This is a genomic window from Pseudomonas weihenstephanensis (genome assembly GCF_016812185.1).
GTDB classification, from domain to species: Bacteria; Pseudomonadota; Gammaproteobacteria; order Pseudomonadales; family Pseudomonadaceae; genus Aquipseudomonas; species Aquipseudomonas weihenstephanensis.
Map to the genome: position 1 here is coordinate 556116 of NZ_JAAEBV010000002.1, position 25840 is coordinate 581955.

The 25840-nt window shown below is 58.6% G+C and carries 25 protein-coding genes; 12 read left to right on the top strand and 13 right to left on the bottom strand.

All coding sequences use genetic code 11. From position 1 onward, the window contains the following. Nucleotides 1-21: 21 nt before the first annotated feature. Both GYN01_RS10020 and prlC read right to left on the bottom strand, forming a co-directional pair. A complete protein-coding gene (locus GYN01_RS10020; RefSeq protein WP_048363798.1) occupies nucleotides 22-300 on the bottom strand; it encodes a YheV family putative zinc ribbon protein in 279 nt (92 codons plus the stop codon). Further along, complete coding sequence (gene prlC, locus GYN01_RS10025) at nucleotides 297-2348, bottom strand: oligopeptidase A (RefSeq protein WP_048402140.1); 2052 nt, start codon at nucleotides 2346-2348, stop codon at nucleotides 297-299. Before prlC ends, GYN01_RS10020 begins: the two co-directional genes overlap by 4 nt. A gap of 102 nt (nucleotides 2349-2450) precedes the next feature. Here prlC and GYN01_RS10030 point away from each other — a divergent pair, with 102 nt between their 5' ends. Together GYN01_RS10030 and GYN01_RS10035 are read left to right on the top strand one after the other, a co-directional pair. After that, nucleotides 2451-2999: a gamma carbonic anhydrase family protein gene (locus tag GYN01_RS10030; protein ID WP_048363797.1), complete on the top strand. Its 549-nt coding sequence runs from the start codon at nucleotides 2451-2453 to the stop codon at nucleotides 2997-2999. Between the two features lie 22 nt (nucleotides 3000-3021). Next, on the top strand, nucleotides 3022-3666 hold the full coding sequence (locus tag GYN01_RS10035) for an HAD family hydrolase (RefSeq protein ID WP_048363796.1): 645 nt from the start codon (nucleotides 3022-3024) through the stop codon (nucleotides 3664-3666). Between the two features lie 234 nt (nucleotides 3667-3900). Here the strand turns inward: GYN01_RS10035 and betT are convergent, their stop codons facing one another. From betT to hemF, 6 genes are all read right to left on the bottom strand, one after another. Then, nucleotides 3901-5904: a choline transporter BetT gene (gene betT, locus GYN01_RS10040; protein WP_048402114.1), complete on the bottom strand. Its 2004-nt coding sequence runs from the start codon at nucleotides 5902-5904 to the stop codon at nucleotides 3901-3903. A 391-nt stretch (nucleotides 5905-6295) separates the two neighbouring features. Next, entirely contained in the window at nucleotides 6296-6712 is a 417-nt protein-coding gene (locus GYN01_RS10045) for a hypothetical protein (protein WP_048363794.1), read from the bottom strand. A gap of 169 nt (nucleotides 6713-6881) precedes the next feature. Continuing rightward, a complete protein-coding gene (locus GYN01_RS22665) occupies nucleotides 6882-7088 on the bottom strand; it encodes a lipid II-degrading bacteriocin (RefSeq protein WP_157395885.1) in 207 nt (68 codons plus the stop codon). Nucleotides 7089-7500: 412 nt separating this feature from the next. Continuing rightward, on the bottom strand, nucleotides 7501-7827 hold the full coding sequence (locus GYN01_RS10055) for a DOPA 4,5-dioxygenase family protein (protein ID WP_048363793.1): 327 nt from the start codon (nucleotides 7825-7827) through the stop codon (nucleotides 7501-7503). Nucleotides 7828-7916: 89 nt separating this feature from the next. Continuing rightward, a complete protein-coding gene (aroE, locus tag GYN01_RS10060; RefSeq protein ID WP_048402116.1) occupies nucleotides 7917-8738 on the bottom strand; it encodes a shikimate dehydrogenase in 822 nt (273 codons plus the stop codon). A gap of 22 nt (nucleotides 8739-8760) precedes the next feature. Beyond that, nucleotides 8761-9675: an oxygen-dependent coproporphyrinogen oxidase gene (gene hemF / locus GYN01_RS10065; protein ID WP_048363791.1), complete on the bottom strand. Its 915-nt coding sequence runs from the start codon at nucleotides 9673-9675 to the stop codon at nucleotides 8761-8763. 161 nt (nucleotides 9676-9836) lie between these two features. On the opposite strand from hemF, the gene GYN01_RS10070 reads away from it, so the two are divergent. Then, complete coding sequence (locus GYN01_RS10070) at nucleotides 9837-10814, top strand: NADPH:quinone reductase (RefSeq protein WP_048402117.1); 978 nt, start codon at nucleotides 9837-9839, stop codon at nucleotides 10812-10814. Nucleotides 10815-10867: 53 nt separating this feature from the next. On the opposite strand, the gene tsaC is transcribed toward GYN01_RS10070, so the two are convergent. Together tsaC and dprA are read right to left on the bottom strand one after the other, a co-directional pair. Further along, a complete protein-coding gene (gene tsaC, locus GYN01_RS10075; RefSeq protein WP_048363789.1) occupies nucleotides 10868-11425 on the bottom strand; it encodes an L-threonylcarbamoyladenylate synthase type 1 TsaC in 558 nt (185 codons plus the stop codon). Between the two features lie 36 nt (nucleotides 11426-11461). Further along, the gene (gene dprA, locus GYN01_RS10080) at nucleotides 11462-12568 is read right to left on the bottom strand and encodes a DNA-processing protein DprA (RefSeq protein WP_203306968.1); all 1107 of its coding nucleotides are present in this window, start codon (nucleotides 12566-12568) and stop codon (nucleotides 11462-11464) included. Nucleotides 12569-13134: 566 nt separating this feature from the next. On the opposite strand from dprA, the gene def reads away from it, so the two are divergent. The 5 genes from def (at nucleotide 13135) to GYN01_RS10105 (ending at nucleotide 17801) form a co-directional block, all read left to right on the top strand. Next, nucleotides 13135-13641: a peptide deformylase gene (gene def, locus GYN01_RS10085; protein ID WP_048363787.1), complete on the top strand. Its 507-nt coding sequence runs from the start codon at nucleotides 13135-13137 to the stop codon at nucleotides 13639-13641. 162 nt (nucleotides 13642-13803) lie between these two features. Then, complete coding sequence (gene fmt, locus GYN01_RS10090) at nucleotides 13804-14769, top strand: methionyl-tRNA formyltransferase (RefSeq protein WP_048402119.1); 966 nt, start codon at nucleotides 13804-13806, stop codon at nucleotides 14767-14769. Continuing rightward, nucleotides 14766-16076, top strand: a complete 1311-nt coding sequence (gene rsmB, locus GYN01_RS10095) for a 16S rRNA (cytosine(967)-C(5))-methyltransferase RsmB (RefSeq protein ID WP_203306969.1) — start codon at nucleotides 14766-14768, stop codon at nucleotides 16074-16076. The genes fmt and rsmB overlap by 4 nt, the downstream gene beginning before the upstream one ends. A 21-nt stretch (nucleotides 16077-16097) precedes the next feature. After that, nucleotides 16098-17474, top strand: a complete 1377-nt coding sequence (trkA, locus tag GYN01_RS10100) for a Trk system potassium transporter TrkA (RefSeq protein ID WP_048363784.1) — start codon at nucleotides 16098-16100, stop codon at nucleotides 17472-17474. Between the two features lie 12 nt (nucleotides 17475-17486). Beyond that, on the top strand, nucleotides 17487-17801 hold the full coding sequence (locus GYN01_RS10105; protein ID WP_203302112.1) for a tetratricopeptide repeat protein: 315 nt from the start codon (nucleotides 17487-17489) through the stop codon (nucleotides 17799-17801). 68 nt (nucleotides 17802-17869) lie between these two features. On the opposite strand, the gene GYN01_RS10110 is transcribed toward GYN01_RS10105, so the two are convergent. Both GYN01_RS10110 and GYN01_RS10115 read right to left on the bottom strand, forming a co-directional pair. Continuing rightward, a complete protein-coding gene (locus GYN01_RS10110; RefSeq protein ID WP_048364277.1) occupies nucleotides 17870-18757 on the bottom strand; it encodes a lysophospholipid acyltransferase in 888 nt (295 codons plus the stop codon). Nucleotides 18758-18906: 149 nt separating this feature from the next. Then, the gene (locus tag GYN01_RS10115; protein ID WP_048363782.1) at nucleotides 18907-19464 is read right to left on the bottom strand and encodes a DNA-3-methyladenine glycosylase I; all 558 of its coding nucleotides are present in this window, start codon (nucleotides 19462-19464) and stop codon (nucleotides 18907-18909) included. 81 nt (nucleotides 19465-19545) lie between these two features. Here GYN01_RS10115 and glyQ point away from each other — a divergent pair, with 81 nt between their 5' ends. The 4 genes from glyQ (at nucleotide 19546) to GYN01_RS10135 (ending at nucleotide 23941) form a co-directional block, all read left to right on the top strand. After that, nucleotides 19546-20499, top strand: coding sequence for a glycine--tRNA ligase subunit alpha (glyQ, locus tag GYN01_RS10120; protein ID WP_019828634.1), 954 nt, complete (start codon nucleotides 19546-19548; stop codon nucleotides 20497-20499). Continuing rightward, nucleotides 20496-22550, top strand: coding sequence for a glycine--tRNA ligase subunit beta (glyS, locus tag GYN01_RS10125; RefSeq protein ID WP_203306970.1), 2055 nt, complete (start codon nucleotides 20496-20498; stop codon nucleotides 22548-22550). Before glyQ ends, glyS begins: the two co-directional genes overlap by 4 nt. 9 nt (nucleotides 22551-22559) lie before the next feature. Further along, nucleotides 22560-23093, top strand: a complete 534-nt coding sequence (gene gmhB / locus GYN01_RS10130; protein WP_048402122.1) for a D-glycero-beta-D-manno-heptose 1,7-bisphosphate 7-phosphatase — start codon at nucleotides 22560-22562, stop codon at nucleotides 23091-23093. Between the two features lie 77 nt (nucleotides 23094-23170). Further along, nucleotides 23171-23941, top strand: coding sequence for a lysophospholipid acyltransferase family protein (locus GYN01_RS10135; protein WP_048363779.1), 771 nt, complete (start codon nucleotides 23171-23173; stop codon nucleotides 23939-23941). Nucleotides 23942-24155: 214 nt separating this feature from the next. Here the strand turns inward: GYN01_RS10135 and GYN01_RS10140 are convergent, their stop codons facing one another. Continuing rightward, on the bottom strand, nucleotides 24156-25778 hold the full coding sequence (locus GYN01_RS10140; RefSeq protein WP_048363778.1) for an MFS transporter: 1623 nt from the start codon (nucleotides 25776-25778) through the stop codon (nucleotides 24156-24158). Between the last annotated feature and the right edge of the window lie 62 nt (nucleotides 25779-25840).

Consider the following 25840-nt stretch of genomic DNA (forward strand, 5'->3'; position numbering starts at 1 on the left):
TGTGCTCAATGGGCGGAGGAACTAAGGTTTTTTCAGCTTCGGGTTCGGGTAAAACTGCACCGCCTGCACTTTAGGGTCCGGGGTTTTTTTCAGCGCTGAAACATTCACCCGCGTACCCAGTTCTTTGGGTATCGACAAACCTTGCTCATTCAACGTGTCCGAGTAGCCGCACGCCACGCACTCGCGGTGCGGCACCTCGTCTTCATTCCACATCATCAGCTTGTCAGGCTCGCTGCACGCCGGGCACACAGCCCCGGCGATAAAGCGTTTTTTGGTCACGTTCACCGGTGCATCACTCATGCTGACGCGCCTTCGGTCAGGCCGCTGTGACGCAACAATGCGTCAATCGACGGCTCACGGCCACGGAAGTCCTTGAACAGCTCCATGGGTGCCTTTGAGCCACCACGGGCCAGAATAGCCTGACGGAATGCCTTGCCGGTGTGCGGGTTGAACACACCTTCTTCTTCAAAACGCGAGAACGCGTCCGCCGACAGCACTTCGGCCCACTTGTAGCTGTAGTAACCGGCCGCGTAACCCCCGGCAAAGATGTGCGCGAAGCTGTTAGGGAAGCGGTTGTAGGACGGTGGACGCATCACCGACACTTCGTCGCGAATGCCTTCAAGCACCTGCGCCACAGTGCGGCCGTCACCGTGGGTGGCGTGCAGTTCGAAGTCGAACAGCGAAAACTCCAGTTGGCGAACCATCATCAGCCCGGACTGGAAGTTTTTGGCGGCGAGCATTTTTTGCAGCAAGTCTTGTGGCAACGCTTCACCGGTTTCGTAATGACCGGAAATCAGCGCCAGACCTTCAGGCTCCCAGCACCAGTTTTCCATGAACTGGCTCGGCAACTCGACCGCGTCCCACGCCACGCCATTGATGCCCGACACGCCCGCGTGTTCGATTTCGGTGAGCATGTGGTGCAAGCCGTGCCCGAACTCATGGAACAGGGTGGTTACTTCGTCGTGCGTCAACAGTGCAGGTTTACCGGAAACTGCAGGCGTGAAGTTGCACACCAGGTTGGCCACCGGGCTTTGCAGCACACCCGCCGCCGTGCGACGACGGTCGCGGGCGCCGTCCATCCACGCACCGCCACGCTTGTTGGCGCGGGCGTACAAGTCAAAGAAGAAGCGCCCGATGTGCTGGCCGTTTTCTTTGATTTCGAACAGCCGTACATCCGGGTGCCAGGTGTCGAAGCCCTTGGTTTCAACAATGTCGATGCCGTACAACGTATGCACGATGTCGAACAGGCCTTTGAGCACGGTGTCGATGGGGAAGTAAGCGCGTAGGGCCTCTTGCGACACGCTGTAACGCTGCTCGCGCAGTTTCTCGCCATAAAAGCCGCTGTCCCAGCTTTTAAGCTGCGGGCAGCCTTGTTCGGCGGCATAGGCTTGCAACTGCTCAAGGTCGCGCTCGGCGAACGGCTTGCTGCGCTTGGCCAGATCGCGCAGGAAGGTCAGAACCTGATCCGGCGTCTCGGCCATTTTGGTGGCCAGGCTCAGCTCGGCAAAGCTGCCGAAGCCCAGCAATTGAGCCAGTTCCTGACGCAGGTCGAGGATTTGTTCCATCACCGGGCCGTTATCGAACTGACCGGCATTCGGGCCTTGGTCCGACGCACGGGTGCAATACGCCGCGTAGACTTCTTCGCGCAGGGCGCGGTCCTCGGCGTAGGTCATCACCGGGTAGTAGCTGGGGAATTCGAGGGTAATCAGCCAGCCATCGAGGCCTTTGGCCTGGGCTGCTGCGGCCATTTGCGCCTTGGCCGACTCTGTCAGGCCAGCCAGTGCGGCTTCGTCCGTAATGTGCTTGGTCCACGCTTGGGTGGCGTCGAGCAATTGGTTGGAGAACGTACTGCCCAGCTCGGACAGTTTGCTCTGCACCTCGGCGTAGCGTTTTTGCTTCTCGGCGGGCAGGTCGATGCCCGACAGACGGAAGTCACGCAGCGAGTGCTCAAGAATGGTTTTTTGCGCGTGATCAAACTCGGCCACCTGCGGGCTGTGCGCCAACGCGTCGAAAGCCTGGAACAGCGCACGGTTCTGGCCCATTTCGGTGGAATAGGCGCTCAATGCAGGCAAACACGCCTCGTAGGCGGCACGCAGTTCAGCGTTGTTACACACTGCGTTGAGGTGGCTGACCGGGCTCCAGGCGGCGCCCAGGCGGTCGTTCAGCTCATCCATCGCCAACACCAGGCCTTCCCAGGTCGGGTTGTGGCCTTGTTGTTTAAGAATTGCTTCAATGCCGGCGCGGTTGTCGGCGAGGATCTGCTCGATGGCCGGCTGTACGTGCTCAGGACGGATCGCCGAGAACGGCGGCAGGTCGTAGGGCTGCAATAGAGGGTTGTTCTCGCTCACGTTTGGCACCTTGGCTGGAAGAAACATTGGGCCATCTTAATTACAATCGACGCTCTGCGCAGCACTCTGCCCCGCTATTACTGCTAAAGAAGGAAGCTATTTGTGTCCATCCGTCCGTTCCAGCAGCACACACCTTCATTGGGCGAGCGCGCCTTCGTCGACCGTTCGGCCGTGGTCATCGGCGATGTCGAGATCGGTGCCGACAGCTCCGTCTGGCCGTTGACCGTGATCCGTGGCGACATGCACCGCATCCGCATCGGGGCGCGCACCAGCGTGCAGGACGGCTGCGTGTTGCACATCACCCACGCCGGGCCGTTCAACCCCCAGGGCTTCCCCTTGCTGATGGGTGACGATGTGACCATCGCGCACAAAGTCATGCTGCATGGCTGTACCGTGGGCAGCCGCGTTTTGATCGGCATGGGCAGCATCGTGATGGACGGCGCCGTGATTGAAGACAACGTGATTGTCGGCGCGGGCAGCCTGGTACCACCGGGCAAGCGTCTGGCCAGTGGCTTTCTGTATGTCGGCAGCCCGGTCAGGCAGGTGCGCGAACTGACCGAAAAAGAGCAAGCCTTCTTCACCTACAGCGCGGGTAACTACGTAAAACTCAAAGACCAGCACTTGGCCGAAGGCTACCACCTGCCGCTTTAAGCCCACTTTTTAGGAGCCTTGCATGCATTACCCAAACGTATTGTTCGACCTCGACGGCACCCTGACTGACCCGCGCGAAGGCATCACCCGCTCGATCCAGTATGGCCTGAGCAAAATGGGGATCGACGAACCTGACCTGACCCAACTCGAACACTTCATCGGCCCGCCATTGCTGCAACAGTTCATGGCCACCTATGGTTTTAACGAGGCACAAGCGTGGGAAGCGATGGGGTTCTACCGCGAGCGTTTCGCGGTGACCGGGCTGTATGAAAACGAAGTGTTCGAGGGCGTCACGCCGTTGCTGCAAGAGCTGGTGGCGCAGGGTCGGCAGCTCTTTATCGCCACCTCGAAGCCGCACGTCTATGCCCGTGAAATCGCCCGTCACTTTGGCTTCGCACAGCACTTCAAGGTGATTTACGGCAGCGAACTGGACGGCACCCGCACCAACAAGGTCGAGCTGATTGCTCATCTGATGCACGAACAGGGGCTGGACCCGGCGCAAACCTTGATGATCGGCGACCGCAAACACGACCTGATCGGGGCGCGGGACAACGGCCTGGATGCCGCCGCAGTGGGCTATGGTTTTGGCAGCTTTGAAGAGCTGAACGCGTTCGCCCCCAAATACCACTTCGACACGCTGGCGCAGTTGCACCAAGCCTTCAAGTGACACAACACCCCGCAGGCTGCGATCTTTTGATCGTTAAAGATCACAGCCTGCGAGACAGGTGTATCAGCACGCCATAAACGCCAGCGGCAAATTCCGGATCTGCTCACGCACCGGCGGCTGATAAGGCCCTTCGCAGGTCAATTGATGCAGCAGCTCTTAGCGCACGCACCGCGCGTACCGCCAGCACAACCCCTGCGAAAACAAGCCCGCCCATTGCGGGCGGGCTTGTTTCAATCAGCGCACCAGATGCAGGAACTGCATGTGGCGTTCGTACTGGTCGAGGATGTCGTTGATGATTTGCTCTTTGGTGTAGCCGGTCAGGTCGTAGTCCTGGCTGCCTTCACTCAAGTGCACTTCAGCGCGGTAGTAACGGCGGTTACGCAGTTGCTCTTTTTTGCCAAACCCGCCACGGGCGAAGGACGGCGTGAAATAGCCACGCATCTGCACCTGATAGATGAACGGGTGCTCTTCACCGTGACCGATCTCCAGGCTCACGTTGTCATTGGCCGGGTCCGGCTGGGTGACAACGTTCAGGCCTTTTTCACGGAACACCGCGCTCACTTCTTCAATCGCCGGGCGCACCGTGGAGTCCATAAAGCGGTACACCTCGTCACGCGACGGGAAGTGCACGGCTTGGCTGAGGCGTTGTCGCCAACCGCCACGCCCACGGCGCGAGGCCGAGACCGGTGCCAAGGAATGCATCTGCGCAATTTGCTTCTGCGATTCCAGATAGAACGCTTTGTGCAGGCCCCACATCATCAGCAACAAAATCAGCGAGAACGGCAACGATGTCAGCACCACCGCCGACTTGAGCGCATCAATGCTGCCCGAAAATAACAGCGCACTGGTGATCAGCGCCGTCATTGCACCCCAGAACACCCGCAGCCATTTCGGACCGTCTTCGTCAGCGTTATTACCTCGCGCCGAGAGGGTAGACAGCACCACGGTGCCGGAGTCGGCCGAGGTGACGAAGAACACAAAACTGATGAACACCGTCACGGCGATCACGGTTTTGCTCCACGGGTAAGTTTCCAACAGCAGGTACAAGGTGCGCGACGGGTCGTCGATGGCCGACTGACCGAGGGCTACCATGCCGTGGTTGAGCACTTGGTCGATGGCGCTGTTACCGAAAATCGACATCCACGCCAGGGTAAAGCCCAGCGGGATCAGCAGCACGCCGAACACGAACTCACGGATGGTGCGGCCCCGGGAAATACGCGCAATGAACAAACCTACAAACGGCGACCATGCGATCCACCAGGCCCAGTAAAACACGGTCCAGCCACCCAGCCAGTCGCTCGGTTTGTCGTAGGCGTACACATCGAAACTCTTGGTCGGCAATGCGCCCAGGTAGTCACCGATGTTTTGCACCAGGGTGTTGAGCAAATGTTGGGTCGGCCCTGCGAACAACACAAACAGCAGCAGCGCACAGGCCAGCAGCATGTTGATGTCCGACATCACCCGCACGCCTTTGTCGACCCCGGCGATGGCCACCAGAATGGCCGCGCCCATCATCAACGTGATCAGACCCACCTGCACCCATTGGGTATGCGGCATGCCGAACAGATAGTCGAGGCCGGAGTTGAGGTGCAACACCCCAAAGCCCATGTCGGCACCCAGACCGAACACGGTCGCGATGATGCCGAAGCCGTCTACCGCGTAGCCGATAGGGCCGTTGATTCGTTTACCGATCAGCGGGTACAGCGCCGAACGCAGCGCCAGCGGCAGGTTGTGGCGATACGCGAAGTACGCCAGCGCCATGCCGACAAACGCAAACACGCCCCAGCCATGCAAACCCCAGTGCAAGAACAGCAACTGCATGCCCTGGCGCGCGGCCTCGGCATTACCGGCCGGGCCTTGAGGCGGATTGAGCATGTGGGTCAGCGGTTCGGACACACAAAAGAAAAACAGCGTGATGCTGATCCCAGCGGCGAACAGCATCCCCGCCCAGGACAGGTAACTGAACTCAGGTTCGTCGTGGTCGGCACCGAGCTTGATCTTGCCGTAGCCGGACAAGGCGGTGACGACCACGAAGATCAGATACAGGGTCATCGCTAGCATGTAATACCAGCCGACCGTATTGGCCGCCCAGTTTTGCGCAGCCAGCAGCCATTTACCGGCCTCCGCGGGCATGCAAATCACTACCACGCCAAAGATCAGAATAAAGATCGCTGCGAAGTAAAACACGGGCGGGTTCATGCGGATCGAGGACGTCTCAGACGTCATGGGTACACTCATTGGATGTGCACCTTATAGAGGTAAAACGCGGGCAAAAAGAGCGGATTCGGCAAAGGTTAGCCTCCTGTTATGAGCGGGCAGCGGACCACCGTTTTAAGTTGAACGAGTATTCAAGTTAAACATGGATGGCCTTTTAGAACTAATCGCTGCCCACGGCTTCACGTCTAATACGTTAGCTCATGGCATGGTATGACACATGGCCATGATCAACGTTCAGCCGTTGCTACAAGGGGCTATCAGCGCCATGAGGGCGCTGGGAGAAGCGGCTGGATTTCAGCGTTGAAAAAAAATTCAAAAAAAATCCTCACACCAAGAAACTGATCGAAAAACAGTCAATTTCGAAGCGTTTAATCAGGAATAGGTGCCGGTAGAAATCCGACGATCAACGCCACTATTTGAGGATGTAGACTCGTCTCGGTACCGACACCCACACAAGACCGATAACAAGCGCATAAAGCACAACGCCCACCACACTGAAAAATGTATCGAGCACATACCCAGCGATTATTAAAATACCCAGCAACGAAGCCAGCACCAGCCAGCTATTAAACATGATAAATACCGCTATTTTTAAACGGTAGGAGGACGTGGACAGCTGAGTGGAAATCAGCACTCCCACACCTGCCATCAACACCGCAAGAAGCCCGACGCCTAGCATTATTGCAACGTAAATTACTGGCGCAGGAACACCCGTCGTCTCTAACACATTCGAAGGATTCTCGGATATATCACCGCTGGCCAAGTGCAAACTAAAGCAGGCCAATATAAAAAAAACAATAGACGCCAACAAAAACTTGGAACGACTCATCGAACACCTCGATTTTTTTCAACGAGTTGCAGTCTGGCCTTTTGGTTGATTTACGACATGCTGCCTATTCAAATATTAGACTGACACCGCTCCACCCTTTCGCTAAAAATAAACGCCTTAAGCAAGGCATAACCGCTGAAACTATCCTCTCCAGCGTCACAGATATTAATCATTGACCCACCCTGTTTATGGGGATCTCGCCTGGCACTTCTATCGTGTCGTCATATCGCATTACCTTGCCAAGAATAGAAGCAAGCGTTTCGCCCACCCCATTACGAGGGTTCGACGGATTCGCATCATCTCTATCGTTGAGTGCGCAAATCTCTCCATTGAATAACCAACCAGCGCTGGATTTTTTGTTTACCTGTTGGCACACAGTTGATCAGCAGCAGCTCAAGCCTTTAATTCGACTTTTGAATAAACGCTCCAACCGTTGCGTTTCACAAACCCTTCAAAAATAGCAATACAGTCAAATTTTGAAGAGTTTTGAATTCTAGACTCCAGCGACATAGCAACCGGATCTGACCTGCCTGGGGGAAACTTTGCCCACAATTTAGACGTGGGCCGACGGTGAATAGTGGCCTCCAGAATTACATTCAGGGTAAGCCGTAACATCGATAGCAGGCAATGTTGTGCTCATTTAATAACCGTATATATTTACCTAAGATTATTAAATCTAGACTCAACGACGAAATACAACCATAAGGAAGGAGCCCAACTTTTTGTCAGACGCATCCCGATTTAAATAATCTACTCAAACTTATGCGCCACAGGGCCTGCGTTCGCGTTCAAAAAACAGACAAATCCAGCGGCCGAATCGCCCCCATCCAGATCGCATGTTCCGTGTGATCCAGCAGGTCATTTCCAGTATCGGGGTGCAGAAAAACCACTAATCCACGCCGATTAAGCGCCAGCCACGGTAAGACCACGCCGATCAGTTCAGGGCCAAACGCAAGTTGGCAGCTCCAGTCCGGGTGCGGGCCAACCGGGCGTTGGTGGACCCGGCCCATCTGCACGTTAAATAGCTGGGTCGCTTCTTCGGCCAGGGCGCGTGCCTGATCGAGGGTCGAGGCATCGAAATATAGGTGAGCGTGGTAACCCTTGATGCGCTGCATAAAAACCTCCAACCGCCGTAACCGCAGGCTGCGTCCGGCGCCATAGCCGTCGTAATAAGCAAACGCCGCCTGCGCTGGCGGCTACCGGTTTAGTTGGCCAACAATTTGCGCAAGTGCGCCAACGCAGGTGCGGTGTCCGGGCGTACGCCACGCCACAGGTAAAAGGCCTCTGCCGCCTGCTCTGCCAACATGCCCAGCCCGTCCATGACCGTGCCCGCGCCGTGCGCGCCGGCCCACACACAGAAAGGTGTTGGTTCTTTGCCATACATCATGTCGTAGCACAGGGTTTTGCCTGGCTCGATCAAGCTGCTGGCAATGGGCGGCAACTCCCCTGCCAGGCTGGCCGAAGTGGCATTGATGATCACGTCCACCGACTCAGCCAACCAGTCATAACCACTGGCCGAGACCGGTCCCAGGTCGCTGAACAGCTCGGCCAGCACTTCCGCTTTTTCGACGGTACGGTTGGCAATAATGAGCGAGGCCGGTTGTTCAGCCAGCAATGGCTCCAGCGCACCCCGCACCGCGCCACCCGCGCCCAATATCAGAATGCGTTTGCCTTTGAGGCTAAAGCCCGCGTTGACCGTCAGGTCGCGCACCAAGCCTGCGCCGTCGGTGTTGTCGCCCAACACGTTGCCATCGGCCAGCTTGCTCAAGGTATTCACCGCACCGGCCCGCTGCGCGCGCGCGGTCAGTTGCGTGGCCAGGCGGTAGGCCTCTTCCTTGAATGGCACCGTGATATTGGCGCCACGCCCATCTTTGAAAAACGCGGTGGCGCAGCCTGTGAAATCATCCAGCGGTGCGAGCAGGGTGTCGTACTGCATGGCCTGACCGGTTTGCTCGGCAAATAAGCGGTGCAGCACCGGCGATTTGCTATGGGCGATCGGGTTACCAAAAACGACGTAACGGTCCATCAGGCAAGCTCCTCGGGCAATGTCAGGCGTTGGCCAACCAGTCGCGGTCTTGCAAAAAGTAATCGGTCAGACGCGCTTCGGGGCTGCCCGGCTCGGCCTTCCAGTCGTAACCCCAGCGCACTTGAGGTGGCAACGACATCAGGATCGATTCGGTACGGCCACCGGACTGCAAGCCAAACAAGGTGCCACGGTCGTAGACCAGGTTGAACTCCACGTAGCGGCCGCGGCGGAACTCCTGGAATTCGCGCTGCTGGGCGGTGTATTCGTCGTTTTTGCGGCGCTGAATGATCGGCAGGTAGGCATCGATGTAGGCATCGCCAATGGCACGAATGAAAGCGAAGCAGGTGTCGAAATCCCACTCGTTCAAGTCATCAAAGAACAGGCCGCCGATGCCGCGCGGCTCGTTGCGGTGCTTGATGTGAAAGTAGGTGTCGCACCAGGCTTTGTAGCGCGGGTAGACATCGGCACCGAACGGCGCGCAAGCCTGCTCGGCAATGCGGTGCCAGTGCACGCAGTCTTCTTCAACGGCGTAGTAGGGCGTCAGATCGAAGCCACCGCCAAACCACCAGACCGGCTCTTCGCCTTCTTTTTCAGCGATGAAAAAACGCACGTTGGCGTGGGACGTTGGCACATGCGGGTTGTGCGGATGGATCACCAACGACACGCCCAGCGCTTCGAAACCACGGCCTGCCAGCTCAGGGCGGTGAGCGCTGGCCGAGGGTGGCAAGCCGCTGCCAAAGACGTGGGAAAAGTTGACGCCGCCTTTTTCGATCACATGGCCGTTTTCAATCACACGGGTCCGACCGCCACCGCCTGCCGGACGCTGCCAAGCGTCTTCCACGAAGCGGGTGCCGCCGTCTTCGGTTTGCAGCGCGTTGCAAATGCGGTCTTGAAGGTCGAGCAAGTAGGCTTTTACAGCCTCGGTGCGGGTAGTCATGACATCACCTTGAATAGGTCAAAGCTACGCGGCACTTCGTCAGAGCGGGGCCGGCGGCAAAGGGCGGCTAGCATAACACCGCCCCCGGCCTCATCGCAGTTGACGAAGATCACGCTTAAGCGTTGGATGTAGCCTTCGTGAAATCAGCGAGGACAGTGCAGATGGCTAAACGTATTCAGTTTCGGGCCCACGGCGGCCCAGAAGTGCTTGAGTTTGTTGACTACTCACCCGCCGCGCCGGGCCCGCAACAGGTGCGGGTGCGCAACCAGGCCATCGGTCTCAATTTCATCGATACCTATTACCGTGGCGGCCTCTACCCGCTGCCTGAACTGCCGTCCGGGCTGGGCAACGAGGGCGCAGGCGTTGTCGACGCGGTCGGCAGCGACGTGCACAACGTCAAAGTAGGCGACCGCGTGGCCTATGGCACCGGCCCACTGGGGGCGTACAGCGAATTGCACGTGCTGCCCGCCGCAAATGTGGTGAAGCTACCCGACGATATTTCGTTTGAGCAAGCAGCAGCCGTAATGCTCAAGGGCCTGACGGTGCAGTACCTGCTGCGTCAGACCTATGAACTTAAAGGTGGCGAAACCATTCTGTTCCACGCGGCTGCCGGGGGCGTCGGTTCGATTGCCTGCCAATGGGCCAAGGCGCTGGGTGTGAAGTTGATCGGGACCGTCAGCTCGCCAGAAAAAGCCGCACTGGCCAAAAAGCTTGGCGCGTGGGAAACCATCGATTACAGCCATGAAGATGTCGCTCAACGCGTGCTGGAACTGACCGACGGCAAGAAATGCCCCGTGGTGTATGACGGCGTGGGCAAAGACACTTGGCTCACATCATTGGACTGCTTGTCGCTGCGTGGGCTGATGGTCAGCTTTGGCAATGCCTCCGGTGCAGTGACGGGTGTGAACTTGGGGATCTTGGCGCAGAAAGGCTCGTTGTACGTCACGCGCCCGACACTGGCGTCCTACGCCAACAGCCCACAAAACCTGCAAACGATGGCGGACGAGCTGTTCAACATGATCCGCAATGGCCACATCACCGTGAACATCAGCCAGCGCTTTGCCTTGAAAGACGCAGCTAAGGCGCAGGCCGAACTGTCAGCCCGTCGCACCACCGGGTCGACCATCTTGGTGCCCTGATGTACCAAACCACGTAGGAGCGAGCTTACTCGCTCCTACGTTTGTGTAAGGATTTACGCCGGGCGAACCACTTTGCCCGTCGCCAAATCACGAATCACGCTCGGGTTTTTACGCCCGCCCAGGTTGCCACCCAAAACGTGGTCGATTTGCCCACGGAAATACTGCTCCACCTTGAGTCGCGTACGTGCCGCCGGCAGCCCGGCCGGGTTGGCAGACGTCGACACAATCGGCCCTACCAGCGAGCACAGCTCCCGCACCAGCGGGTGATCGCTCACACGCAAGGCCACCGAATCGTGCATGCCGGTGATCCACTCGGGCAACAACCCTTGGTGCGGCACCAACCAGGTGTTGGGCCCCGGCCAAGTGCTGGCCATGCGGTCGAGCCAGTCCTGCGGGAAGTCTTCAAACAAAAAGTCGAATTGGTGAATGTTGTCGGCCACCAAAATCAGGCCTTTTTCCACCGGCCGCGATTTGATTGCCAGCAACCGCTCGACGGCCTCTTCATCCCATGGGTCGCAACCCAATCCCCAAACAGCTTCGGTGGGGTAGGCAATTACCGCGCCCGCGCGAATGGCTGTTGCGGCTTGCTGTACGCGCCAGGTGCTGATCATTGAATGTCTCCAGATGTGTGCTGTGCGCAAGTGTACTTAGCTGGCGCGAGCAAACCAACGCCCGGCCTCCAGCACCACATGGCCCTCCAGTTCCAGCTCGGTCAGGGCGGCCAGCAGCGCGGGTAATTCCCAGCCACTGGCACTGGCCAGTCCTTCGCTGGTGTAAGGCGATGCCTGCAACAATTGCACGAGCGGATGACAGCTTGGCGTAAACATTCCACCTGTCGATAAGGGCATGGAGCGCCAGCCGTGTAACCCTTCCAGAATGTGTTCGACTGTTTCCACCAGCGTAGCCCCATCGCGGATCAATTGATGGCAACCCCGCGCACCGGGGTGGTGGATCGAGCCGGGTATGGCGTACACCTCACGCCCTTGTTCGGCCGCCAGCCTGGCCGTGATCAGCGAGCCGCTGGCCACACTGGCTTCCACCACCAGCACGCCGAGCGATAAACCGCTGATGATGCGGTTGCGCCGCGGGAAATTGCCCGGTAGCGGTCCGGCGTCCAGCGGGAACTCAGAAACCACTGCACTGCCGCTGGCAATCATTGCGTCGGCCAGCGCGTGATGGCGCTGTGGATAAAGTTTTTGCAACCCGGTGCCCAACACGCCAATTGTTTGCCCGCCGACGTCCAGTGCAGCCTGATGCGCCGCGCCATCTATGCCCAACGCCAAGCCACTGGTGATCACAAAACCGGCACCCGCCAATGCGCGAGAAAAGGCCGTGGCGGTGTCCAGAGCGGGCCGTGAAGCGCGTCGGCTACCGACCATCGCCAACTGCGGTTTTTCCAGAATAGACGGCTCGCCCGCCACGAATAACAGCGGCGGCGCATCGTTGAGTTCAGACAATAACGCCGGGTAATCGCACTGATCATGCAGCAGCACATGGTGCTTGCAGCCCTCAAGCCAGCGCAATGCAGCGCTTGCACCGTCGCGAACTACGGCGCTGCGCCGAGCCTCGGCGCACACCGCTGGCAGCCCCAAAGCACGCCACGCACTGGCCGGTGCGCTGAGCGCCGAACTGGCCGAACCAAAGGCACTGAAAAGCGTGGAGTAACGCCGAGGGCCAAGCTCGGGCAAGCCATGCAAGCGCAGTCGGGCTTCGAGCTCAGCAGGGGAAATACGGGAACAATCAGACAGCGACATAGGATCATCCTTGATCGGTTTCAGCAGCATTACGCAATGAACAAGCTGTGGATAACTCTGTTAACAAGTTGTTGGGCAATCGCCGCAATCGCGACGGTTGAGCCTGCTCATTCACTTGAAAAACAGCGGGCACACCCCACCTTAGTTGAACGATTCAGCCAGGCAGGGAAGGGGCCAATGGCCACTTGGCAGAATCGCCAGGAAGTGGGCAATAAAACTCAGGCCCTGTAAGCATCCGACTCACATCTAACGCAGGCGGGGCCTGAGTTTCCAAGCCCAAAAGCGGGGGACAGAACGCCGCCACACATGTCATATCTGCTGACACAGTAGGTGCCACGGGGTGGTTTCAAAGTGCTGCAAGCAGCGGCCAGCACGGCGCGCGCGCCATGCAGCCCGGCAGCTAGTCGTTTCATCCGCGGATGAATCCCTTTATTATGTTTCTTCGCGTAAAACGCCTGAACCCGAGCGGGTTCTCTCTGGAAGAGACGTTTTGCACAGGTTGCCCGAGTCCTCAGGACCACCTGACAACCGTTATCAATCTTTCATACAGTGCAGCAATTACGCCTATGGCCATCCTAAATATCCTCGAATTCCCAGACTCGCGACTGCGCACCATCGCCAAGCCCGTGGAGGTTGTGGACGACGAAGTGCGTCAGTTGATCGATGACATGTTTGAAACCATGTACGAAGCACCGGGCATTGGCCTGGCCGCCAGCCAGGTCAATGTGCACAAGCGCATCGTGGTCATGGACCTGAGCGAAGATCGCAGCGCGCCAATGGTGTTCATCAACCCGCAATTCGAAACCCTGACCGACGAGATGGACCAGTATCAAGAAGGTTGCCTGTCGGTACCGGGATTCTATGAAAACGTTGATCGCCCGCAGCGCGTCAAAATCAATGCGCTGGACCGCGACGGCAAACCGTTCGAAATGATCGCTGAAGGCCTGCTGGCCGTGTGTATCCAGCACGAATGCGATCACCTCAACGGCAAGCTGTTTGTCGATTACCTGTCTAATCTCAAGCGTGACCGGATCAAGAAGAAGCTGGAAAAGCTGCACCGCCAGAACACTTGATCGACCTTTAACGGGCACACGCGGCCTGACCCCGGGTTTCCAGGCCTCGTTGCAGGCGCTGGCTGCGAGCTTTTAAATGCTTACGTTCGCAGCCTTCGGGGTTATTCGCCAGTCATCCAGGTGTGTATTTGCCGCCTCCCCCCCATTCCAAGTGAGAACCCCATGACTGAGCCACTGCGCATCGTCTTTGCTGGCACCCCAGAATTTGCCGCTGAACACCTCAAGGCGCTGCTAAACACGCCTTACGAGATCGTCGCGGTTTACACCCAGCCGGACCGTCCGGCCGGGCGCGGGCAAAAGCTGATGCCAAGCCCGGTCAAACAACTCGCGCTGGAACACAACATTCCCGTGATGCAGCCGCCGACTCTGCGAGCACCTGACGCGCAAGCCGAACTGGCCGCGCTCAAACCGGACTTGATGGTGGTCGTGGCCTACGGATTGATCCTGCCGCAAGTGGTACTGGATATTCCGCGCCTGGGCTGCATCAACAGCCACGCTTCCTTGCTGCCACGCTGGCGGGGCGCGGCACCGATCCAGCGCGCCATCGAAGCGGGCGACGGTGAAAGCGGCGTGACCGTGATGCGCATGGAAGCCGGGCTCGACACCGGGCCAATGCTGCTCAAGGTAAAAACCCCAATCACCTCTGAAGACACCGGCGGCAGCCTGCACGACCGTCTGGCCGAGCTAGGCCCGCCTGCGGTGATTGAAGCCATCGCCGGGCTGGCGGCCGGTACGTTGCAGGGCGAAGTACAAGACGACAGCCTCGCGACTTACGCCCACAAGCTGAACAAGGACGAAGCCCGTATCGACTGGACCCGCCCGGCCAGCGAACTGGAGCGTCAGATTCGTGCGTTCAACCCGTGGCCCATTTGCCACACCACGTTGAAGGGCGAAGCCATGAAAGTGCTCGCGGCCAGCCTGTTGCCTTTCGACGCTGTCGGTAAGCCTGGCGAAATCCTTGAAGCCAGAAAAACAGGCCTGATCGTTGGTTGCGGCGATGGCGCACTCGCGCTGACCCGCCTGCAATTACCCGGTGGCAAGGCGCTGAACTTCAGCGACTTTTTCAACAGCCGTCGTGAGAAATTCGCCATCAGCACCCTCCTCGGCGCAACGGAAACCGCTCAATGAACCCGCGTCTGGCCGCCGCCAAGGCACTGACCGCCGTGCTCAACGGCAAAGCCTCGCTTAACAGCTCACTGCCGTTGCAACTGGACAAGGTCGAGGCCCGCGACCGCGGCCTGACCCAGGACCTCGCCTTCGGTACGGCACGCTGGCAACCGCGCTTGTCCGCGCTGGCCAACAAATTGCTGCAAAAACCGTTCAAGGCCGCCGATGCGGACGTTGAGGCGCTGCTGCTGGTCGGTTTGTACCAACTGCTCTACACCCGTATTCCTGCCCACGCCGCCATCGGCGAAACCGTAGGCTGCGCCGACAAACTGAAAAAACCGTGGGCCAAAGCGCTGCTCAACGCCGTGTTGCGCAATGCGCAGCGGGAAAGCGAAGCCTTGCTGGCCGAGCTGGAGCACGACCCGGTAGTGCGCACGGCGCACCCGCGCTGGCTGCAAAAATCGCTGAAAGCCTTCTGGCCTGAGCAGTGGGAAGCCATCTGCGCGGCCAACAACGCCCATCCGCCGATGATTCTGCGGGTCAATCGCCGTCATCACAGCCGCGATGCGTACCTGCAATTGCTGATCGAAGCCGGCATTGAAGCGCAACCGTGCACCTTCAGCCAGGACGGCATCGTGCTGGCCGAAGCCTGCGACGTGCGCAACCTGCCCGGCTTTGCCGAAGGCTGGATCAGCGTGCAGGACGAAGCCGCGCAATTGGCGGCCGACCTGCTCGACCTGGCACCCGGCCAACGCGTGCTCGACGCCTGCTGCGCGCCGGGCGGTAAAACCTGCCACATCCTTGAAGTCGAACCCAAACTGGCTGGCGTGGTGGCAGTAGACCTGGAAGCCAAGCGCCTGGTGCGTGTGCGCGAAAATCTGGAGCGTCTGGGCCTGAGTGCAGAATTGATCGCAGCCGACGGCCGCGATACCGCTATCTGGTGGGACGGAAAGCCGTTCCAGCGCATCTTGCTCGACGCGCCTTGCTCGGCGACAGGCGTTATCCGACGCCATCCAGACATAAAACTGACACGCCAACCTGACGACATCGCCGCTTTGGCGACCCTGCAAGGCGAGTTGCTCGACGCAATGTGGCCGACGCTGGACGTCGGTGGCATCCTGCTCTACGCCACGTGCTCGACGTTGCCGACCGAAAACACCGAAGTGATTGAAGCTTTCCTGGCCCGTACACCGGGTGCGCGTGAGCTGGACATCGCCGGGCAGTTCGGCCTCAAGCAGCCGCACGGGCGCCAGTTGCTGGCCCAGCAAGGCGGGCATGATGGCTTCTATTACGCCAAGTTGATCAAGATCGCAGCCGCGCGCGGCTAATCGAGAACAGGAAATGACGGCATGAAAATCATCATCCTCGGCGCGGGTCAGGTCGGCGGCACATTGGCAGAGCATCTGGCCAGCGAAGCCAACGACATCACCGTGGTCGATACCGACGGCGAACGCCTGCGTGACCTCGGCGACCGTCTCGACATTCGTACCATTCAGGGCCGCGCCTCGTTGCCCAATGTGCTGCGTCAGGCCGGTGCCGACGATGCCGACATGCTGGTGGCGGTGACCAACAGCGACGAGACCAACATGGTTGCCTGCCAAGTGGCGTACTCGCTGTTTCACACCCCGACCAAAATTGCCCGGGTGCGTGAATCGGCCTACTTAAGCCGGGGCAACGAGCTGTTCGACAACGACGCAATTCCGGTCGACGTGTTGATCAGCCCCGAGCAAGTGGTGACCAACTACATCAAGCGCCTGATCGAACACCCCGGTGCCTTGCAGGTGATCGACTTCGCCGAAGGCAAAGCGCAGTTGGTGGCGGTCAAGGCGTACTACGGCGGCCCGTTGATTGGTCAGCAACTGCGCCAGTTGCGCGAACACATGCCGAATGTGGACACGCGTGTTGCTGCGATTTTCCGACGTGATCGCCCGATTACCCCACGGGGCGACACGGTGATCGAGGCCGATGACGAAGTCTTTTTCATCGCCGCACGCGCCAACATTCGCGCCGTGATGAGTGAAATGCGCCGGTTGGATGAAAGCTACAAACGCATCGTGATCGCTGGTGGCGGGCAAATCGGCGAGCGGCTGGCCGAAGCCATTGAAAGCCGTTATCAGGTCAAGATCATCGAGATGAGCGCCGCCCGCTGCCGCTACCTGTCGGACACCCTCGACAGTACCGTGGTGCTGCAAGGCAGCGCGTCGGACCGCGATTTGATGCTGGAAGAAAACATCGCCGACGCCGACCTGTTTCTGGCCCTGACCAACGACGACGAAGCCAACATCATGTCCTCGCTGCTGGCCAAGCGTCTGGGGGCCAAGAAGGTGATGACCATCATCAACAACCCGGCCTACGTTGACTTGATTCAAGGCGGCGAGATCGACATCGCCATCAGCCCGCAGTTGGCCACCATCGGCACCTTGCTGGCGCACGTGCGACGCGGCGATATCGTCAGCGTGCACTCATTGCGTCGGGGTGCGGCCGAAGCCATTGAGGCGATTGCCCACGGCGACTCAAAGTCGAGCAAGGTGATTGGCCGCCGTATCGGCGAGATTCACCTGCCACCGGGCACCACCATTGGCGCGATCATTCGTGACGAAGAAGTGCTGATTGCCCACGACGCCACCGTCATCAATGCGGGCGACCATGTGATTTTGTTCCTGGTGGATAAAAAGCATATTCGCGACGTTGAGAAGCTGTTCCATGTAGGACTGAGCTTTTTCTAAGGAGCCGGACGGATGCTGGAATCACTGGAAAAAATGCTGGCCAAGGGTGTGGATAACTCACTGCTGCGCTTTGGCTTGGGCAAGGGGTATCTCGACCTCGGGGATAACCTCAAGGCGGCAGAGCATCTGCAACGCTGCGTAGGTTTTGACCCCAAGTACTCGGCGGCCTGGAAGTTATTGGGCAAGGCGTATTTGGCGGCCGGGGATCGAGCGGCGGCGCGCACCGCATGGGAGCAGGGCACTGCGGCCGCGCAGGCCCATGGCGACAAACAGGCCGAAAAAGAAATGAGCGTGTTTTTGAAGAAGCTGGATAAACAGCAGCCCTGACACGGTCCGGTGGGCGTTAACGCAGGCTGCGATGTTCTGATCTGGAAAGATCGCAGCCTGCACGGTTATCAGTACCAGCGCGCCTCGCCTGGCGGACGCTTTTTGAAGCGCTTCATGCTCCACATGTACTGGCTGGGGTAAGCGCGCACATATTTTTCGACCACCTTGCTCATGGCCGCGCACGAAGTGGCCGTGTCGGTGCTGTACATTTCTTCAGGCGCGGCTTGCAGAATCACCTTGAAGCCCGAGCCATCCGGCAGGCGCAGCGCGTGCAGGAACACCCCGACCGCTTTACCGCCCGCCAGCATGTTCGGTACAAATTTGCTGGTCAGGGCCATGGTGCCCAGGAACGGTACAAAAATACCCGCCGACTCTGCTGGCTCCGGGTCTGCCGGAATACCCACCTGACCACCTTTGCGCACCTCTTTGATGACACTCAGGATGCCTTCTTTGGTCGATGCCGCGACGCGGTTGCCCAACTGAACACGCTGCTTTTGCAGCAACTCGTCTACCGCTTTGAGTTTTGGCGGGCGATAGAAAATGATCGGCTTGCACTGGCTGCAATAGAAATGGTTGAGCACTTCCCAGTTGCCCAAGTGGCTGGTGATGCCAACCACGCCCTTGCCTGACGCCAAAGCATCCTTGAGCACGTCCAGGCCTTCAACCTCACGCACCAGATCGATCGAGCGTTGAGCCGGCCAGATCCAGGCGCAGGCGCTTTCGGTCAGGCTTTTGCCGATGTCTTTGAGGCTTTGGCCGACCAGTTGCTCACGGGCAACCGGGTCCATTTCAGGGAAGCATTTGGCCAGATTGATGCGCACCACATCGCGTGAGCGATTCGGCAGTTTCCACATCAGCCAGCCAATGGCCGAGCCCACGCGTTGCACCGCGCCCCACGGGAGCATGGCAAATAACCGCAAAGCCCCGACCAGCAGGGCGCCTTTAAACTTTTCCACAGGGTTTTCCCATTCAAAACAAACGGCTTTGTAGTCGCAGGCGAAGTACGAGGTGGCGATCAGTTGCCCAACAACCTCGCTATTGAAGGCCCTTATAGCCTTATCGCAGCCTTCGCCAGCGACTACAGTCAATGCAATTGGCCCGTATTCTAACCGCCGTTGACCAGCTGCGCGTAGCGGTCACAGGTGGTGGCGTGGTCCATGACCATGCCGCTTGCCTGCATGAACGCGTAACAAATAGTCGGGCCAACGAAGGTAAATCCGGCTTTTTTAAGGCCCTTGCTCATGGCTTCAGCCTGGGGTGTAACCGCCGGGAATTCATGGCGTTCAGTGAAGTGATTGATCTTCGGCTGGCCGCCCACGAACGACCACAAAAACTCCACCGGGTTGTCCAGCGCCAGCCAGGCGTGGGCATTGCGCCTGGCGCCCACCACTTTCAGGCGGTTGCGGATAATCCCCGGATCTTGCAGCAAGACCTCTATCTCGGCGTCCGTCATGGCGGCCAAACGCTGCACATCAAAGCCAAACATGACCTTGCGATAGTGCTCGCGTTTTTTTAAAACCGTGATCCATGACAAACCGGCCTGGAACCCTTCGAGCAATAACAACTCGAACAACCCGTGCGCATCGCGCAACGGCACGCCCCACTCTTGATCATGATAGGCCGCGTACAAAGGGTCATCCGAACACCAGAAACAACGTGCCATACAGGCTCCAAGAGGTAGAGGCGCGACCGAATCGGGTATACTCCCGCTCTTTAAATCGCAGCCCAAGAAACAGGTGAATTTGTGAGCCAGCCTACGCCAGCAGTGCGTACCTTCCAAGACTTGATCCTCGCCCTCCAGCAATACTGGGCCGAGCAAGGTTGTGTGGTGCTTCAGCCCTACGATATGGAAGTGGGCGCCGGCACATTCCATACCGCTACTTTTTTGCGCTCTCTGGGCCCAGAAACGTGGAACGCCGCTTATGTGCAGCCCAGTCGTCGCCCGACTGACGGCCGCTACGGCGAAAACCCGAACCGTTTGCAGCACTACTACCAGTTCCAGGTGGTATTGAAGCCAAATCCGCCTAATTTCCAGGAGCTGTACCTGGGCTCGCTGAAGCACATCGGCCTCGACCCGCTGGTGCACGACATCCGTTTCGTTGAAGACAACTGGGAGTCGCCAACACTGGGCGCCTGGGGTCTGGGCTGGGAAATCTGGCTTAACGGCATGGAAGTCACCCAGTTCACCTACTTCCAGCAAGTGGGCGGCATCGAGTGCTATCCGGTGACGGGCGAAATCACTTACGGCCTTGAGCGCCTGGCGATGTACCTGCAAGGCGTCGATTCTGTCTACGACTTGGTCTGGACTGACGGCCCGTTCGGCAAAGTGACCTACGGCGACGTGTTCCACCAGAACGAAGTCGAGCAATCGACTTACAACTTCGAACACGCCAACGTCGACAAACTGTTCGAGCTGTTCGATTTCTACGAAAGCGAAGCCAAGCGCCTGATCGAACTCGACCAGCCGCTGCCATTGCCGAGCTACGAAATGGTGCTCAAGGCGTCCCACACCTTCAACCTGCTGGATGCGCGCCGGGCTATTTCGGTAACGGCCCGTCAGCAGTACATCTTGCGTGTGCGTACCCTGGCCCGTGCCGTGGCGCAGGCGTATCTCGAAGCACGCGCCAAGCTGGGCTTCCCGATGGCACCCCCTGATTTGCGTGATGAAGTGTTGGCTAAGTTGGAGGCTGCACAATGAGTGCTCAAGATTTTCTGGTTGAACTGGGCACTGAAGAACTGCCGCCAAAAGCCCTCAATACCCTGGCTGAAGCGTTCCTCGCCGGGATTGAAAAAGGCCTGCAAAGCGCTGGCCTGAACTTCACCGCCAAAAAAGTCTACGCCGCGCCGCGTCGTCTGGCCGTGCTGCTGACCCAGCTCGACACCCAGCAGCCGGATCGCAGCATCAACATCGACGGCCCGCCCCGTCAGGCGGCGTTCGACGCTGAGGGCAACCCGACTCAAGCCGCCCTTGGTTTTGCCAAGAAGTGTGGCGTTGACCTGAGCGAAATCGATCAGAGCGGTCCAAAACTGCGTTTCAGCCAGGTCATTGTCGGCAAGCCGACCGCCAGCCTGCTGCCAACCATCGTTGAAGACTCGCTCAACGATTTGCCAATCCCCAAACGCATGCGCTGGGGCGCCCGTAAAGAAGAGTTCGTACGTCCAACCCAATGGCTGGTCATGCTGCTGGGCGACGACGTGGTCGATTGCACGATTCTTGCGCAAAAAGCCGGTCGTGATTCTCGCGGTCACCGCTTCCATCACCCCGAAAACGTACGCATCAGCGCGCCAGCCAACTACCTCGAAGACTTGCGCAAAGCCTACGTGCTGGCCGACTTTTACGAGCGTCGTGAACTGATTTCCAAGCGCGTGGCCGAACTGGCGACGATGCAGGAAGGGACAGCCATCGTGCCGCCAAGCCTGCTCGACGAAGTCACGTCGCTGGTTGAATGGCCGGTGCCGCTGGTGTGCTCGTTCGAAGAGCGCTTCCTCGATGTACCGCAAGAAGCCCTGATCACCACCATGCAGGACAACCAGAAGTACTTCTGCCTGCTGGACGTGGACGGCAAGTTGCTGCCGCGCTTTATCACCGTGGCCAACATCGAGAGCAAAGACGCGCAGCAAATCATCTCGGGTAACGAGAAAGTGGTGCGCCCGCGTCTGACCGATGCCGAGTTCTTCTTCAAGCAAGACAAGAAGCAGACACTCGAAAGCTTCAACCTGCGCCTGCAAAACGTGGTGTTCCAGGCCCAACTGGGCAGCGTGTTCGACAAAGCTGAGCGCGTGTCCAAACTTGCCGCATTCATTGCCCCGCGCATCGGCGGCGACGCACAGCGCGCAGCCCGTGCAGGCTTGCTGTCCAAGTGCGACCTGGCGACCGAAATGGTCGGCGAGTTCCCGGAGATGCAAGGCATTGCCGGTTACTACTACGCCCTCAACGACGGCGAGCCTGAAGACGTCGCACTGGCGCTGAACGAGCAATACATGCCGCGCGGTGCAGGCGCTGAATTGCCGGGCACCCTGACCGGTGCCGCGGTGGCCATTGCTGACAAACTCGACACGCTGGTCGGTATTTTCGGCATCGGCATGCTGCCCACCGGCAGCAAAGACCCGTACGCACTGCGCCGTGCAGCGCTGGGTATCTTGCGCATCCTGATCGACAAAAAACTCGACCTCGACCTGACTAAAGCCGTGAATTTCGCGGTGACCGCCTTCGGCGCCAAGATCAAGTCGGCCGGGCTGGCGGATCAAGTGCTGGAGTTCATCTTCGACCGCCTGCGAGCGCGTTATGAAGACGAAGGCGTGGACGTGGCCACTTACCTGTCGGTACGTGCGTTGCAGCCAACCTCGGCGCTGGACTTCGATCAGCGCGTGCAAGCCGTTCAAGCCTTCCGTCAATTGCCGGAAGCCGCAGCCCTGGCCGCCGTCAACAAGCGCGTGTCGAACCTGCTGAGCAAGGTAGACGGCAAGGTCTCGACCCACGTCGAAGCCAAGTTCTTCGACAACGCCAGCGAGTTCTCGCTGTACTCGGCCATTCAAAAGGCTGACGAAGCGGTACAACCGATGGCCGCTGCCCGTCAGTACAACGAAGCGCTCACCCGCCTGGCCGCCTTGCGCGAACCGGTGGATGCCTTCTTTGAAGCGGTGATGATCAACGCCGAAGATGCCAACGTGCGGGCTAACCGCTACGCATTGCTGGCGCGTTTGCGCGGTCTGTTCCTCGGCGTAGCCGACATTTCGCTGCTGGGCTAAGGGGCTGCCGTGAAACTGCTGATTCTTGATCGGGACGGCGTGATCAATCACGACTCCGACGCTTACATCAAGTCTGTCGAGGAGTGGTTGCCACTCCCCGGTGCGATCGAGGCCATCGCGCAGTTGAGCAAGGCCGGCTGGACGGTGGCGATTGCCACCAACCAGTCCGGTATTGCGCGCGGCTACTACGACATCGCCACGCTGGACGCCATGCACGCCCGTTTGCGGGCATTGGTGGCGCAGCAGGGTGGCGAGGTCGGCCTGATAGTGTATTGCCCGCACGGCCCTGATGAGGGCTGTGCCTGTCGCAAACCCAAACCGGGCATGTTGCGCACGATTGCCGAGCATTACGGTACTGATTTACGTGAATGTTGGTTTGTGGGTGACAGTTTGGGTGACTTGCAGGCCGCAGAGGCCGTCGGTTCACAGCCTGTTTTGGTGAAAACCGGAAAAGGCGAAAAAACGTTCGAAAAAAATCTACCGGCTACTACCCTGATTTTTGACGATCTGGCGGCAGTTGCCGCACAACTTATCCACACATAAGGCATTTTTGAACACCTGCTGACATCCGTTGCCCAGGCCTGTTCACGAATGCGTTATCCGCAACGGTAAAAGCCTCTATGTCGATCTTGCAGGCCATCAGAACTTTTTTCTTTTACCTGCTGCTGGGCACCAGTTCGCTGCTGTGGTGCTCGCTGAGCTTTTTTGTCGCCCCTTTTCTGCCGTTTCGTGCGCGTTATCGCTTTATCAACGTGTACTGGTGCCGCTGCGCACTGTGGCTGACGCGGGTGTTTTTGAACATTCACGTTGAAGTGAAGGGCGCCGAAAATATTCCGAAGCGTCCGTGCGTGATTCTGGCCAACCACCAAAGTACCTGGGAGACGTTTTTTCTCTCGGCCTACTTTCAGCCGTTGAGCCAGGTGCTCAAGCGCGAACTGCTGTATGTGCCGTTCTTTGGCTGGGCGATGGCCATGCTGCGCCCGATTGCCATCGACCGTGACAACCCGAAAGCGGCGCTCAAGCACATCGCCAAGAAGGGTGACGAGCTGCTCAAGGACAACATTTGGGTGCTGATCTTTCCCGAAGGCACCCGTGTGCCGTTTGGCACGGTGGGCAAGTTTTCGCGCGGGGGCACCGCATTGGCGGTCAACGCTGAGCTGCCGGTCTTGCCGATTGCGCACAACGCAGGCAAATACTGGCCTAAAACCGGCTGGGCGAAAAAGCCTGGCACGATTGAAGTGGTGATTGGCGCGCCGATGTACGCCAACGGCACGGGCCCACGGGCGATTGCCGAGCTCAATGAGCGGGTGCAAGCCTGGAACGAACAGACGCAGCGCGACATGGGATCACTGCCACCGGTTGCAGCGCCAGCGGATGTCGCACTGGGTTAGTGCGAATTGTGGATAACGTGTGCACAAGTTTTGGATTTCTTGCAAAAAACAGTCGTAACCCAATGATTTAAATACTTATTTCTCGGTATGACTTTTTAGCGAAAAACGTGCATAAGTTTTTCTAAGCAGAAAAAAACCGGCTAATTAGCCGGTTTTTTTGTGCCAGTATCCTCTGTAGGCGCGGGCTGAGGGGAGAGCGCAATAGCGCGCAGTCTCAAACCTTATCGATATCCACGTTGCGGGTTTCTTTGAGGCACAGCACTCCCACCACCAGGCTGACACCGGTGATCACCACCGGGTACCACAGCCCGTAAAAGATGTCCCCGGTGTACACCACCAGCGCAAACGACACGGTCGGCAAGAAGCCACCAAACCAGCCATTACCGATGTGATACGGCAGTGACATGGAGGTGTAGCGAATACGGGTAGGGAACAGCTCCACCATCACCGCCGCCAGCGGGCCGTAGGTCATGGTCGCGATCAGGGTCAGCAGCACCATCACCAGCACCACCATCGGTTGGTTTACGGCACTCGGGTCCGCCTTGGCCGGATAGCCTGCGTCGGTGATCGCCGCGCGCATGGCCGCTTCGTCAAAGCCGGTGATTTTTTGCTCACCCACTGACACTTCAACCAGGGTGCCGGGCGCTGCCGCCACCGAGGTGTAGGGCAACCCTTGCTTGACCAAGAAGGTTTTGACTTTATCGCAGGGGCTGTCAAAGCGCGCCTTGCCGACGGGGTCAAACTGGAAGGTGCAGGTGGACGGGTCGGCCATTACCACGATTGGCGATTGGCGACTCGCGGTGTCGATTTGCGGGTTGGCGTAATAGCTCAGTGCTTTGAATAACGGGAAGTACAGCACGGTGGCCAGCAGCAAGCCCAGCATCAGAATCGGTTTACGCCCCACACGGTCTGACAGCCAGCCAAAGAAGATAAAGAACGGTGCACCCATCACCACGCTGATAATCAAGAGGGTATTGGCCTGCGCCGGGTCCATCTTGAGCATCTGCGTCAGGAAGAACAGCACGTAGAATTGCGCGGTGTAGAAGGTCACCGCTTGCCCCGCGTTGATGCCAAACAGCGCGATCAGCACGATCTTGAGGTTTTCCCATTTGCCGAACGACTCGCGGATCGGCGATTTGCTGCCTTTGCCTTCGGCCTTCATTTTCACGAAGGCGGGCGACTCGTGCATGCTCAAGCGGATCCAGGTCGAGATGCCCAGCAGCACGATGGAGAGCAGGAACGGCAGGCGCCAGCCCCACACTTCAAACTGGTCGCCCGTCAGGTAACGGCAGCCCAGCACCACCAACAACGACAGCAACAAGCCCAAGGTAGCGGTGGATTGAATCCAGCTGGTGTTAAAACCGCGTTTGCCGGGCGCCGCGTGTTCTGCGACGTAGGTGGCGGCGCCACCATATTCACCGCCCAGCGCCAGCCCCTGAAGCATGCGCAACAGCACCAGCATGATCGGTGCGGCAATGCCGATGCTGGTGTAGGTCGGCAGCAAGCCCACAGCAAAGGTCGATAAGCCCATCAGAATGATGGTCATCAGGAAGGTGTATTTTCGCCCGATCATGTCGCCTAACCGACCAAACACCAACGCCCCGAACGGCCTGACCAAAAAACCCGCCGCAAAGGCCATCAAGGCAAAAATGAACGCGGTGGTGTCGTTTACCCCGGCAAAGAACTGTTTGCTCAGGACGGTGGCCAGGGCGCCATACAAGAAAAAGTCATACCACTCGAAAACAGTCCCGAGGGATGACGCAAAAATGATTTTTCGTTCTTCACGACCTGTCGGCGCTTTCGCGACGCTGGCAGTTTGTGCGATGGAGTCTGACATTTTCAATGCCCTCGGCCCTTGGGGCCACAGTGATTATTGTTGTTGTCCACTGTCGGTTCCGG